The 12,938-nt window shown below is 53.8% G+C and carries 10 protein-coding genes and 4 tRNA genes; 10 read left to right on the top strand and 4 right to left on the bottom strand.

All coding sequences use genetic code 11. The features are described 5' to 3' along the window. Position 1: 1 nt before the first annotated feature. The 9 genes from wzxE (at position 2) to ACX9GT_RS24390 (ending at position 5,582) form a co-directional block, all read left to right on the top strand. On the top strand, positions 2-1,252 hold the full coding sequence (wzxE, locus tag ACX9GT_RS24430) for a lipid III flippase WzxE (RefSeq protein WP_473189104.1): 1,251 nt from the start codon (positions 2-4) through the stop codon (positions 1,250-1,252). Then, the gene (locus tag ACX9GT_RS24425; RefSeq protein ID WP_473189103.1) at positions 1,249-2,334 is read left to right on the top strand and encodes a TDP-N-acetylfucosamine:lipid II N-acetylfucosaminyltransferase; all 1,086 of its coding nucleotides are present in this window, start codon (positions 1,249-1,251) and stop codon (positions 2,332-2,334) included. Before wzxE ends, ACX9GT_RS24425 begins: the two co-directional genes overlap by 4 nt. Next, on the top strand, positions 2,331-3,692 hold the full coding sequence (gene wzyE, locus ACX9GT_RS24420; RefSeq protein WP_473189102.1) for an ECA oligosaccharide polymerase: 1,362 nt from the start codon (positions 2,331-2,333) through the stop codon (positions 3,690-3,692). The genes ACX9GT_RS24425 and wzyE overlap by 4 nt, the downstream gene beginning before the upstream one ends. An 11-nt stretch (positions 3,693-3,703) precedes the next feature. Beyond that, positions 3,704-4,444, top strand: a complete 741-nt coding sequence (gene wecG / locus ACX9GT_RS24415) for a lipopolysaccharide N-acetylmannosaminouronosyltransferase (RefSeq protein WP_473189101.1) — start codon at positions 3,704-3,706, stop codon at positions 4,442-4,444. A 204-nt stretch (positions 4,445-4,648) separates the two neighbouring features. Beyond that, positions 4,649-4,725: transfer RNA gene (locus tag ACX9GT_RS24410), tRNA-Arg, on the top strand. A 65-nt stretch (positions 4,726-4,790) separates the two neighbouring features. Next, positions 4,791-4,866: transfer RNA gene (locus tag ACX9GT_RS24405), tRNA-His, on the top strand. Between the two features lie 46 nt (positions 4,867-4,912). Further along, a tRNA-Leu gene (locus ACX9GT_RS24400) sits at positions 4,913-4,999 on the top strand. A gap of 75 nt (positions 5,000-5,074) precedes the next feature. Further along, positions 5,075-5,151, top strand: a tRNA-Pro gene (locus ACX9GT_RS24395). Positions 5,152-5,174: 23 nt separating this feature from the next. Further along, complete coding sequence (locus ACX9GT_RS24390; RefSeq protein WP_473189100.1) at positions 5,175-5,582, top strand: hypothetical protein; 408 nt, start codon at positions 5,175-5,177, stop codon at positions 5,580-5,582. Positions 5,583-5,985: 403 nt separating this feature from the next. Here ACX9GT_RS24390 and hemY read toward each other — a convergent pair whose 3' ends face one another. Genes hemY through hemC form a run of 4 tightly spaced genes read right to left on the bottom strand, consistent with a single transcriptional unit; the run spans position 5,986 to position 10,008 of the window. Beyond that, complete coding sequence (gene hemY, locus ACX9GT_RS24385; protein ID WP_473189099.1) at positions 5,986-7,179, bottom strand: protoheme IX biogenesis protein HemY; 1,194 nt, start codon at positions 7,177-7,179, stop codon at positions 5,986-5,988. Positions 7,180-7,182: 3 nt separating this feature from the next. Beyond that, positions 7,183-8,307: a uroporphyrinogen-III C-methyltransferase gene (gene hemX / locus ACX9GT_RS24380; protein WP_473189098.1), complete on the bottom strand. Its 1,125-nt coding sequence runs from the start codon at positions 8,305-8,307 to the stop codon at positions 7,183-7,185. Positions 8,308-8,329: 22 nt separating this feature from the next. Continuing rightward, on the bottom strand, positions 8,330-9,070 hold the full coding sequence (gene hemD / locus ACX9GT_RS24375; RefSeq protein WP_473189097.1) for a uroporphyrinogen-III synthase: 741 nt from the start codon (positions 9,068-9,070) through the stop codon (positions 8,330-8,332). Next, complete coding sequence (hemC, locus tag ACX9GT_RS24370) at positions 9,067-10,008, bottom strand: hydroxymethylbilane synthase (RefSeq protein WP_473189096.1); 942 nt, start codon at positions 10,006-10,008, stop codon at positions 9,067-9,069. Before hemC ends, hemD begins: the two co-directional genes overlap by 4 nt. A 302-nt stretch (positions 10,009-10,310) precedes the next feature. Here hemC and ACX9GT_RS24365 point away from each other — a divergent pair, with 302 nt between their 5' ends. Next, the gene (locus tag ACX9GT_RS24365) at positions 10,311-12,866 is read left to right on the top strand and encodes a class I adenylate cyclase (RefSeq protein WP_473189095.1); all 2,556 of its coding nucleotides are present in this window, start codon (positions 10,311-10,313) and stop codon (positions 12,864-12,866) included. The last annotated feature ends 72 nt before the right edge of the window (positions 12,867-12,938 follow it).

The following is a 12,938-nucleotide window of genomic DNA, read 5'->3' as shown; positions in this document are numbered from 1 at the left end:
TATGTCGCTGGCAAAAGCATCGATTTGGACTGCCGGTTCCACGCTGATAAAAATTGGCGTGGGGCTGTTGGTAGTTAAAATGCTGGCGGTGGCTTTTGGCCCCAGCGGTGTCGGGCAGGCGGGTAATTTCCGCCAGTTGATTACCGTGCTGGGCGTGTTGTCCGGTGCCGGGATTTTTAACGGCATCACCAAGTATGTGGCGGAATATCACCAGGATCCGCAGCGGCTGCGCATGGCGGTTGGAACCGCCTCCAGCATTGTGCTGGGTTTTTCGACCCTGTTGGCGTTGGTATTCCTGTTTGCCGCCGAGCCGATTAGCCGTGGGCTGTTCGGCCATGCAGACTATGTAAACGTCGTGCGGGCCGTGGCGTTTATCCAAATGGGTATTGCTTACGCCAACCTGTTCCTGGCCATTCTGAAAGGCTACCGCGATGCCATGGGTAATGCGGTGGCGGTGATCGCCGGTAGCCTGATCGGCGTGGTGGCTTTTACCTTGTGCTTTAAGCTGGGCGGCTATGAAGGTGCGTTGGCCGGTTTGGCTCTGGTTCCTGCGCTGGTGGTGCTGCCTGCCGCTTTCCTGCTGTGGCGGCGCAAGATGCTGCCGTTGCGCTATCTGGCGCTGGCGTGGGATAAGGCGCTGGCCAGCCATCTGGGCAAGTTCACCATCATGGCCCTGATCACCTCCGTGACTCTACCGGTCGCCTATGTGATGATGCGTAACCTGCTGGCAGCGCATTACAGCTGGGACGAAGTGGGCATTTGGCAGGGGGTGAGCAGTATCTCCGATGCTTATCTGCAGTTTATTACCGCATCGTTTACCGTTTACCTGCTGCCAACGCTGTCGCGCCTGAAGGAAAAAAGCGCCATTGCACAAGAAATCGTGCGGTCGCTGAAATTTGTCTTACCTGCGGTGGCTACCGCTAGCTTGGCGGTGTGGTTGCTGCGTGATTTCGCGATCTGGCTGCTGTTCTCCGAAAAATTTGTCGCGATGCGCGATCTGTTTGCCTGGCAATTGGTCGGTGATGTGCTGAAAGTCGGTTCTTATGTTTTCGGCTATCTGGTGATCGCCAAAGCATCTCTACGTTTTTATATTCTGACGGAAGTCAGCCAGTTTGCCTTGCTGACGCTGTTCTCGCACTGGCTTATCCCGCAGCATGGAGCGCTGGGTGCGGCACAGGCCTATATGGCAACCTACATCGTGTATTTCGCGCTCTGTAGCTGCGTATTTATCCTCTATCGTAGACGAGTATGATCACACTGATTCACGTACTGGGATCTGATATCCCGCATCATAATCATACGGTGCTGCGCTTCTTTAATGACGTGCTGGCTGAGCGTTTGCCCTCTGAACAGGTCGGCCATTTTATGGTGGCCGCCAAGGATGCTGCGGCGTTGGGCTCGTTCCCCGCGCTGAAGGTGGAAACCTTTCCGGGCAAGAAAAGCCTGGCGGAGGCGGTGATTGCTCGCGCTCAGGCCGACCGCCAGACTCGCTTTTTCCTGCACGGCCAATTTAATGCGGCGCTGTGGCTGGCGTTGCTGAGCGGTAAAATCAAAGCGCATCAGGTGAGCTGGCACATCTGGGGTGCCGACCTGTATGAGAATGCGACCAGTTGGAAATTCCGGCTGTTCTACATCCTGCGCCGCATCGCGCAGGGGCGGGTTAGCCATGTGTTTGCTACGCGTGGCGATCTGATCCACTACCAGCAGCGCCATGCGCGCGTTCCGGCGTCACTGCTGTACTTTCCGACGCGTATGGATCCTCAACTCACCGGCATCGAGGTGCAGAAAAACAGCGCTGGGCCGTTGACCATTCTGCTGGGGAACTCTGGCGATCGCACTAACCGCCATATAGAGGCGCTGAAGGCGATTCATCAGCAGTTTGGTAGCGATGTGCGGGTGATTGTGCCGATGGGATACCCGGCCAATAACGAGGCTTATATTGAGCAGGTACGTGCCGCCGGGCTGGCGCTGTTTGGCGAAAACAATCTGCAATTGCTGACGCAGCAAGTGGCGTTCGATGATTACCTGAATATTTTGCGCGCCTGCGATCTTGGCTACTTTATTTTTGATCGGCAGCAGGGCATTGGCACCCTGTGCCTGTTGATACAGTTTGGCGTGCCGTTTGTGCTCAGCCGTAAAAACCCGTTCTGGCAGGATTTGGCGGAACAACGTCTGCCAGTCCTGTTTTATGGCGATTCGCTGGATGAAGCCATCGTGCGCGAGTCACAGCGTCAGCTGGCGTTGGTGGACAAACATTCGATAGCCTTCTTTAATCCGAACTACGTCGATGGCTGGCAACAGGCATTGGCGCAAGTGGCGGGAGAAAACCCATGACGCTGGCTCAGTTTGGCGGGTTGTTTGTCGTCTATCTGATTGGGGCACTGTTCGTGCTGACGCTGACCTATCAGGAATTCCGCCGCGTTCGTTTTAATTTTAACGTGTTCTTTTCCCTGCTCTATTTGCTGACGTTTTATTTCGGCTTTCCGCTGACTTGCCTGCTGGTCTTCCAGTTTGATGTTCAGGTAGTGCCTGTCGAATTCCTGCTGTACGCCATTCTTTCTGCGACCTGTTTCTACGCCATCTATTACGTCAGCTATAAAACCCGGTTGCGCAAGCGCAGCAGCCAACAGCATAAGCCGATATTTACCATGAACCGGGTGGAAACCCACCTCACCTGGATGCTGCTGGCGCTGGTGGCCATTGGTACCGTGGGCATTTTCTTTATGCAGAACGGTTTCCTGCTGTTCAAGCTGAACTCCTACAGCCAGATTTTCTCCAGCGATGTGTCGGGGGTGGCGCTCAAGCGCTTCTTCTACTTCTTTATCCCGGCGATGCTGGTGGTTTATTTTCTCAAGCAGGATGTGCGCGCCTGGTTCTTTTTCCTGGCGGCGACGGTGGCCTTTGGGATCTTGACCTATGTGATCGTGGGCGGCACCCGTGCCAATATCATCATCGCTTTCTCGCTGTTCCTGTTTATCGGCATTGTGCGTGGCTGGATTTCCCTGTGGATGCTGGTGGCCGCTGGGGTGTTCGGCATTGTCGGCATGTTCTGGCTGGCGTTGAAACGCTACAGCCTGGATGTCAGCGGCCCTGAAGCGTTCTACACTTTCCTGTATCTGACGCGCGATACTTTCTCGCCGTGGGAAAACCTGGGGTTATTGCTACAGAATTACGACAAGATCGATTTCCAGGGGCTGGCGCCGATCGTGCGTGATTTCTATGTGTTTATCCCTACCTGGCTATGGCCGGGGCGGCCCGATCTGGTGCTGAATACCGCCAATTACTTTACCTGGGAAGTGTTGGACAACCATTCCGGGCTGGCGATCTCCCCTACGCTGATTGGTTCGCTGGTGGTGATGGGCGGTGTGCTGTTTATCCCACTGGGTGCCATCGTGGTAGGCCTGATTATCAAGTGGTTCGACTGGCTGTATGAAATGGGCAAAAGCGAGCAGAACCGCTTTAAAGCGGCTATTTTGCAGGGTTTTTGCTTTGGTGCGGTGTTCAATATCATCGTATTGGCGCGTGAAGGGGTGGATTCCTTCGTTTCACGCGTGGTGTTCTTCTGCATCATTTTTGGTGTCTGCCTGATTCTGGCCAAATTGCTGTACTGGCTGTTTGATATCGCTGGGCTGATCAAGGCACGGATAATACGCAAACGCGCAATGGTGCCCTCTGCTGGCAGCCTTCTATAAAGGTAATAACAATGGAAGCAAACATTTCGGTTCCCAAGTATGTGTTACGTGGCTTCAGCCTGTGGGGGTTCCGTGACATGGCGCAGTGCATGGATTTTCTGTTTGACGGTGGCCGGGTAAAACAAGGCACGCTGGTCGCGATGAACGCAGAGAAAATCCTTAAGGCGGAAACCGATCCTGCGCTGCATGCCTTGCTGGATGAGGCAGAGTATAAGTATGCCGATGGTATCAGCATGGTGCGTTCGATCCGCCGTAAATATCCTGGCGCAGAGGTTTCCCGCGTGGCTGGGGCCGATCTGTGGGAAGCCCTGATGCAACGTGCCGGGCAGGAAGGCACACCGGTGTTTCTGGTTGGTGGCAAACCTACGGTGCTGGCAGAAACCGAGCAGAAGCTGCGTAGCCAGTGGAATGTGAATCTGGTGGGTAGTCAGGATGGTTACTTCACGCCTGAGCAGCGTGAAGCGTTGTTTGAACGCATTCGTGTCAGCGGGGCTGCGATCGTGACGGTAGCCATGGGGTCGCCAAAGCAGGAAATCCTGATGCAGGATTGCCGCAAAGTGCATCCACAAGCGTTGTATATGGGCGTAGGTGGCACCTATGACGTGTTTACCGGCCACGTGAAGCGTGCGCCCAAGATTTGGCAGAATCTTGGTTTAGAGTGGCTCTATCGCTTGCTCAGTCAGCCGAGCCGTATTGGCCGTCAGCTTAAGCTGCTCAAATTTGTCGGTTATTACTATACCGGCAAGATGTAATCTTCAGTGCTTTTGCCAAGGGGCAAAATACGGCATCAGTCTGAAAAACGTATGAAAAGTCAGCGGTAACCGTTGGAAAGGGGTGATAGAGGCCCCTTTCCTGCGCAGGAGTGAGCAAAGCGTAATCAAACACAACATTTCTGCGAAAAAGCACTAGACAGGATTGGTTTAAAACCGTAGTATCCCCACCCGCAACGGCGCTACGCGCCCGTAGCTCAGCTGGATAGAGCGCTGCCCTCCGGAGGCAGAGGTCTCAGGTTCGAATCCTGTCGGGCGCGCCATTAAGTTTGTGCGCAGGAGCTGCGGTGGTATGATTACCGCGTGAAATAGTAGTGATGAAGTAATGGTGGCTATAGCTCAGTTGGTAGAGCCCTGGATTGTGATTCCAGTTGTCGTGGGTTCGAGCCCCATTAGCCACCCCACTTTACCTAGGGTAAAGTAAAGAGTTAAAAGCTGTTTTGTGACCGTGCGAAGGTGGCGGAATTGGTAGACGCGCTAGCTTCAGGTGTTAGTGTTCTTACGGACGTGAGGGTTCAAGTCCCTCTCTTCGCACCACACAAAATGTCTGATAAATTTTAATATTTACATAGACATAAGCTAGAAAAATCAGTAGTATCAGCAACAAGAAATCGGCGAGTAGCGCAGCTTGGTAGCGCAACTGGTTTGGGACCAGTGGGTCGGAGGTTCGAATCCTCTCTCGCCGACCAATTTCAGAAAAGCCCGTTCAGCAATGAACGGGCTTTTTGCTTTTTGCTTTTTGCTTTTTGCTTTTTGCTTTTTGCTTTTTGCTTTTTGCTTTTTGCTTTTTGCTTTTTGCTTTTTGCTTTTTGCTTTTTGCTTTTTGCTTTTTGCTTTTTGCTTTTTGCTTTTTGCTTTTTGCTTTTTGCTTTTTGCGATTATATTTTCGTCCTTTGGCCGCTACTTCGCTTTCTACTCTCCCTCTATTACGGTGTCGTTTCTTGCCATGTTGTTTTTCGACGACAACGGCACTTACCTTTGTCGTCAGTTTGAGACATTTAACTTATTGATTTTAATTAATAAAATGCGATTTTATTTATGGCGTCGTGTTAAGGCGACAGATTGGGGTGAGAGTAAAAATACCCAATGGGCAGGCAAGAGTGAGGTAAGCAATGCGTGAAATTAAAATCCTTTAAATTCAAAATGATAAATTATTTTTTATGATTTTTCATAAATTGGCACGCGAAGTGCAATATCTATCTCGTAGATGCTCATTCCATCTCTTATGTTCGCCTCAGGCTTCATAAACCCAGGAATGATGCAGAGCCAATTTTAGGGTGCCTATTGTCCACCAGAACGATGAAAGCAACTGCTTCATCACACTCCGGGCATAACGTTGAGTGAGGCACCACCCCTGTTGTTCTAGACCTGATTGCTTCTTATACACTTGCCTATACGGCAAGTGTTTTTTTTTGCCTATACCCTCTGAGTTAAGGGTATGTATTAGGGGGAAGGTAAAATTCAACCGAAAAAAAACGCAGCCAAGTGCAGTGGCCGCGTTCTGATGGTATGAAAGAGAAGGCTTACTCGCCGTTTTGTTTCAACGTTAGCATCAGCCCTTCGCGGCGCATCTGCGCAGCCTCATCAGGGCGGTGGAGTTTTTCCAACGCATCGGCCAGCCAGGCGAAGTCATAGGCATCAGGGCGTTGCTTCAGCGCTTCATTAAAGGCATCACTGGCCTGCTGCCATTCGCCATGCTTCATCAGCAACTGGCCCAGCGTGCTGCTCAGCAACGGGGTCGCCCCGTGTTGCTTGATCTGCTGGCGCAAGGCTTTCTCCAACTGCTCCGGGTTGCCGGACTTGATGCGTGGGATCAGTAAGACCAGGCGTTCATCATATTGGCGTTTCAGACTGTTGAGCACGATATCCTGCGCCAGTTCATGGTCATCACATTCAATAAGGTGTTCCACCATCGCCACCTGCAGCGGGACTTCATGGCGTGTTTTGCGGCTCTGATCTTTCCACCAGAGTTTCAGGCCATCGCTTCCTTCATCTGCCATCGCCTGATTCATCAGGCCGATATAGGCTTGCTGCTGTAACGCCTGAAGTTCGTCTTCGGTGTGCAGGTTGATTTTGCTCATCGAAGGCAGGATTTCCAGCAATGACGCGTAAGCCCCGGTTTGCAAATAAGCCTGCTCTGCCAACCGCAGCACTTCCGGGTGACGAGGCGCCTGATTCAGCAGGCGATCGACGCCATGGCGTGCGGCATGTGCTTCGCCTTGGGCCAGTTGGATACGCACGCGGGTAATGTCTACCGGCAACTGATCGGTGTCGGCCACTTCGGCCGCACGTTCCAGATACTGGTTGGTTCTGAACCCATCACCGCGCTGCTGTGCCGCTTCGGCCGCCAGCAGATAGTTCACCACCGGCTGTTCTGCATGATCGGCATTACGTGTCAGCAGTTTTTCGACCTGTTTGTAATCACCTTCTGCCAGCTTGATGAACGCGGCTTTGGTCTGCTTGCGCGCCCGGCTACGTTTGCGGCCCAGGAACCAGCCACGGGTACGGGCACCGGTGCGGAAAATACGGCGCAGGATCCATTCGATCACAAACAGCACCAGGAACAGCAGGATCACCATGATCACCAAGCCGGTGACGCTGGTTTCAACGTTGTAGTTGTCGGTCTGAATCAGCACATAGCCCTGGTGGCCAGCCAGCATTGGCCCCACCACCACGCTGGCGATCAGCACCAGGAACAGGAATAACACGCGTAACATGGCTTATCCCTCCTGGTGAGTGGCAGGTGCCTGGGCCAACAGATTGCGTACCCGGGTCTGCATCAGTTTTTCCAACAGCGGCTGGCTCTTCAACTGTTGTGGCACATCCATGGAAATCGGTTGTTGGCTCAGATTGTCCAACTCATCCAGGAAGGCTTTGGTGGCCGGATCGGTGGTATCAAAGTAGGCACGTACCCAGGTAGAAACGGTTTCCAGCGACTGTTTATACACTTCGTTCTGATGACGAGGGATCGCCTGTGCTGCCACCAGCAGGCGCGAACGGATATTTTCACGCAGATAGATATCCTGGTTCGGTGCCAGCAGCGGTTCCGCATGGGTATCACGGCGGCGGATGGTGATGAAGTCAGCCATAAAATTGTGCCAGCTTTTGGTCAGGTTCTGGCGCCATTCGCTCAATGAACTGGAAAGCTCGCTGCTGTCTTGATCCATCGGCGTTTCATCTTTGTTGTTATCCGCCAGGCGCAAATCATCCACCTGATTAGAAAGCTGATTCACCTTTAGAATAATGCCGTCAAAATCCACTTGGGCAACGGCGGAGAGTGAGCCGATGTCTTCAGTGATGGCGCGGCGAATGTCGATTAAGCTGGGATCGTTCATCTCTGCCAGGCTGGCATCGGCGCTTTTGAGCAGCGTGGCTGCCGTGGTGACATCCTGATCGCTCCACAGCTTACGGCCAGCCATTTTCACCAGGAAGTCGGCCTGGGCCAGCAGCCAGGTTTTGGCATCGCTGCCGGAAATGGTGGTGACTTTCTCCTGCAATTCATTCAACTGGCGGGCCAGGGTGGTTTGCTCGTGATCGGTAGCATCCAGCGTTTTAGCCTGCTGCTGCATTAACGCTTCCAGCGCATTTTTCCCCTGCAACTGGCTTTGTCTCAGATCGGTCAACTGCTGCACCAAGGCCTGGTTGGCTGCGATCAGCGCCTGCGCCTGTTTGTGCGTGTGGTAATAGCCGCCAACACCCAGTGCGATGACCAGCACGATAGCGATCGCACCCAGTACCGGGCCGGTACTTTTCCCTTTACGGTGATCAGCGTCTGGCTGTTGGGGGCTCTTGACCGCAAGGGTTGGCTCTTCAACCGGGGCGGATGGAGTGTTTTGTTCCGTCATAGTGGCACATCCCATAGTCTGGTTATTGTAGCGCGCGCATCAGCGCGTCATTATCAGCATTATCAGCTACCCGAATTGAGCTCCAGCCCAATTCTTGCGCGAGAGTAGCCAAGCGTTCACTGACGACTATCAGGTGGCAGCGTAACAGCCATGAAGAACGATAGTAATCAGGAACTAAAGTATAGAGCTGTTGTAACATTTCACCGCTGGTCACGACCAGCGTATTGACACCGGCCCGCTGCCAGTGGGCACTTTGTTCTGTGCCATCATAGTGAACCGGGCTGCGCTGGTAGCATTCATAATAGCGGACAGCGGCACCGCGCTCGCTCAGCGTGTCACCGAGCAGCTCGCGGCCGCCGTTGCCACGCATGATCAATACCTGTTTGCCCGTCAGTTTCTGCAATGCTGGCAGCAGCAGCAGCGTTTCGCTGATTTCACGTTCGCGCGGATACTCTACCGGCAGGCTGCTGATACGATGCATCGCCAGCGCGGTGGTGCGGCCTATCGCATAATAAGACAAGTGGGTAGGCCATTGAAGCCCAGCACGGTTGATCACGGAATTGGCATAGCTGACGGCGTGCTGCGACAGCACGAACACCAGATCGCCATCGCTCAACTGAGCCAGCGCATCGGGCAGCTTAATCAGATCCGCTCCTGGGGCAAAATCGATCAGCGGCGCATGGTAGGCAACCCGGCCGAGTGCGCGCAGGCGGCCCACCAGCTGTTCTCCTGCCGGAGAAGGGCGGGTTACCAGAATGGTCATGCCGGAGGATTTCCCTGATAAACGTCATGCAGGATTTCACGGGCACCTGCGGCCAGCAGCTCTTCTGCCAGCTCAACGCCCATCTGCTCGGCCAGAGCGGCCGGGCCGCGGCGTTCACCGCGCACCGTCTGGCTGCCGTCTGGCGCGCCGACCAGCGCGCGCAACCACAGTTGATCGCCTTCCAGTTCAGCGTAACTGCCAATGGGAACCTGACAGCCGCCTTCCAGCCGGGTATTCATCGCCCGTTCAGCACGAACGCGGATTTCTGTGGCGCGATGGTTGAGCGGTGCGAGCAGGGCGCGAGTAACGTCGTCGTCAAGGCGGCATTCAATACCTACTGCACCTTGGCCAACGGCGGGCAGGGATTCTTCTGCACTTAGCGGGCAACGGATGCGTTGCTCCAGCCCCAAGCGCTTCAACCCGGCGACGGCCAGAATAATGGCGTCGTAATCGCCGTTATCCAGTTTGGCCAAGCGAGTGCCTACGTTGCCGCGCAGATCGCGCACGAGCAGATCCGGGCGACGTTCACGCAGTTGGCACTGACGGCGCAGGCTGGAGGTGCCCACTACACTGCCCAGCGGCAGTTGATCGAGAGAAGCAAAACGGTTGGAGACAAAGGCATCGCGTGGATCGTCGCGCTCGCAAATGGTTACCAGCCCCAAGCCTTCAGGGAAAGCGACTGGCACATCCTTCATGGAATGAACGGCGATATCCGCCCGGCCCTCCAGCAAAGCCAGCTCAAGTTCTTTCACAAACAGGCCTTTACCGCCAACTTTGGCCAGCGGGGTATCCAGAATAATGTCGCCGCGAGTCACCATCGGCACCAGTTCTACCTGCAGGCCAGGGTGGCTTACCATCAGACGCTGTTGCACATAATGCGCTTGCCACAGTGCCAGTGGGCTTTGTCGGGTGGCAATTCGAATAATTTTGTCTAACATGCGGGTTACCGTTTTTATAATTCGCCGTCCATCCTACCACTGAGCACGAAAACTGTCAGTGTCAGAAGCCATAGGCGGAGAAAGGACAACGGAATCAATGAGACGTGAGGGAGTATTGGGGCCGGGTAAATCGTTTAAAGAAGCGCGAGAATAAGTGTGTCGCTTTACCTCCTTTACGGTCAATCGGCAAGGTGTTAGATTGATCACGTTTCCAGCAATAAGTCGTCAAATATTCTTCTAAACTAAAGACGCAGATGGAATACGGGTTTTTTTCAAGTACCAGGATAATCAGGCGAGACGTCTTGTACCTCTACATCGAGACACTGAAACAGAGACTGGATGCGATTAACCAACTACGTGTTGATCGTGCCTTGGCGGCCATGAAGCCCGCGTTCCAACGGGTGTATAGTCTGCTGCCTACCTTACTGCACCACCACCATCCACTGATGCCGGGTTACCTCACGGGTAACGTTCCCCACGGTGTATGTCTCTACGCCCCTGATGAAACCCAGAAAGACTATATTACTGATTTAGAAGAAAAATGGGGCAGCCCGTTTGAGCAGATGGCCTGTGGCGAACTGCCGATCACCGGCGTTTACACCATGGGCAGCACCTCGTCGATCGGCCAGAGTTGTACCTCGGATCTGGATATCTGGGTGTGTCACCAATCCTGGCTCGATAACGAAGAGCGTAACCGTTTACAGCAGAAATGCAGCCTGCTGGAAAAGTGGGCGGCCTCGATGGGAGTGGAGGTCAGCTTCTTCCTGATTGACGAAAACCGCTTCCGCCATAACGAAAGCGGCAGTCTGGGCGGTGAGGACTGCGGTTCTACCCAACACATTTTGTTGCTGGATGAGTTCTACCGTTCTGCGGTTCGCCTGGCAGGGAAACGCATCCTGTGGAACATGGTGCCGGGTGAAGAAGAAGCGCATTACGATGAATATGTCCTGTCGCTGTATGCGCAGGGGGCATTAACGCCGAATGAATGGCTGGATCTCGGCGGGCTGAGCACGCTTTCAGCCGAAGAATACTTCGGTGCCAGCCTGTGGCAACTGTACAAGAGTATCGATTCGCCTTACAAGGCGGTGCTGAAAACGCTGTTGCTTGAAGCGTATTCGTGGGAATACCCCAATACGCAACTGCTGGCGATGGATATCAAACAGCGTCTGCATCAAGGGGAAATTGTCTGTTTTGGCCTCGATGCCTATTGCATGATGCTGGAACGCGTCACCCATTATCTGACACAAATCAATGATACTACCCGCCTCGATCTAGTCCGCCGCTGTTTCTACCTGAAAGTCTGCGAAAAACTGTCGCTGTCCAAAGCCTGCGTCGGCTGGCGGCGAGAAATTCTGGGTCAGTTGGTCAGCGATTGGGGCTGGAGTGAAGAGCGCCTGGCGATCCTGGATAATCGCGCCAACTGGAAGATCGAGCGCGTGCGCGAAGCCCATAACGAACTGCTGGACGCGATGATGCAGAGCTATCGTAATCTGATCCGCTTCGCTCGTCGCAACAACCTCAGCGTCAGCGCCAGCCCGCAGGATATCGGGGTGCTGACCCGCAAACTGTACGCCGCATTTGAAGCGCTGCCGGGTAAAGTGACGTTGGTGAACCCGCAGATTTCGCCGGATCTTTCGGAAAACGATTTAACCTTTATTCACGTACCGGCGGGCCGCGCCAACCGTACCGGCTGGTATCTGTATAATCAGGCTCCGGCCATGAGCGCCATCGTCAGCCATCAGCCGCTGGAATATAACCGTTACCTGAACAAGCTGGTGGCCTGGGCCTATTTCAACGGCCTGTTGACGCCGCAGACCCGTTTGCATATCAAGAGCGCTGATATCTGTGATCCTGCCAAATTGCAGGAACTGGTCGCTGATGTGTCACATCATTTCCCGCTGCGTTTGCCAACTCCGACGGCGAAAGCACTGTATAGCCCCTGTGAAATCCGCCATCTGGCGATTATCGTCAACCTGGAAAACGATCCGACAGCCGCCTTCCGCAATCAGGTGGTGCATTTTGATTTCCGCAAACTGGACGTGTTCAGCTTCGGCCAGCAACAGCAATGCCTGGTTGGCAGTATCGATCTGCTGTACCGCAACTCGTGGAACGAAGTGCGTACTCTGCATTTCAGCGGTGAACAATCGGTGCTTGAAGCGTTGAAAACCATTCTGGGCAAAATGCACCAGGATGCCGCGCCGCCAGAATCGGTAGAGGTGTTCTGCTACAGCCAGCATCTGCGTGGCCTGATCCGTACCCGCATTCAGCAGTTGGTTTCCGAGTGCATTGAACTGCGTCTTTCCAGCACTCGTCTTGAACCGGGCCGCTTTAAAGCGGTGCGCGTCGCCGGGCAAACCTGGGGGCTGTTCTTTGAGCGCCTGAGCGTGTCGGTGCAAAAGTTGGAGAACGCGGTGGAGTTTTACGGGGCCATCTCTCACAACAAACTGCATGGCCTGTCGATCAAGGTGGAAGCCGATCAGGTGCATCTGCCAGCGGTGGTAGATGGTTTTGCCAGTGAAGGGATCATCCAGTTCTTCTTCGAAGACACCAAAGATCAGAAAGGCTTCAATATCTATATTCTGGATGAGTCGAACCGGATTGAGGTGTATCACCATTGTGAAGGCAGCAAAGAAGAGCTGGTGCGCGATGTCAGCCGCTTCTACTCTTCATCGCACGATCGTTTTACCTACGGTTCCAGTTTCATCAACTTCAACCTGCCGCAGTTCTATCAGATTGTGCAAATTGATGATCGCACTCAGGTGATCCCATTCCGCAGTAATACGTTGTCGAGCCTGTGTGTCACTCTTTCTGACGGTAATCCCGTCCAGCCTCTGAAACAGCAATTCCAACTGTATTAGCCTAGGGCCAGTCTCAGAATAGGTATGGATATATCCCTAACTTGGGGATAAAATTTTCTCCTACTAAGGATA

Source organism: Serratia sp. YWN4 (assembly GCF_055790845.1).
The sequence above is the reverse complement of the archived record's forward strand: the minus strand, read 5'-3'. Positions and strand labels throughout refer to the sequence as shown.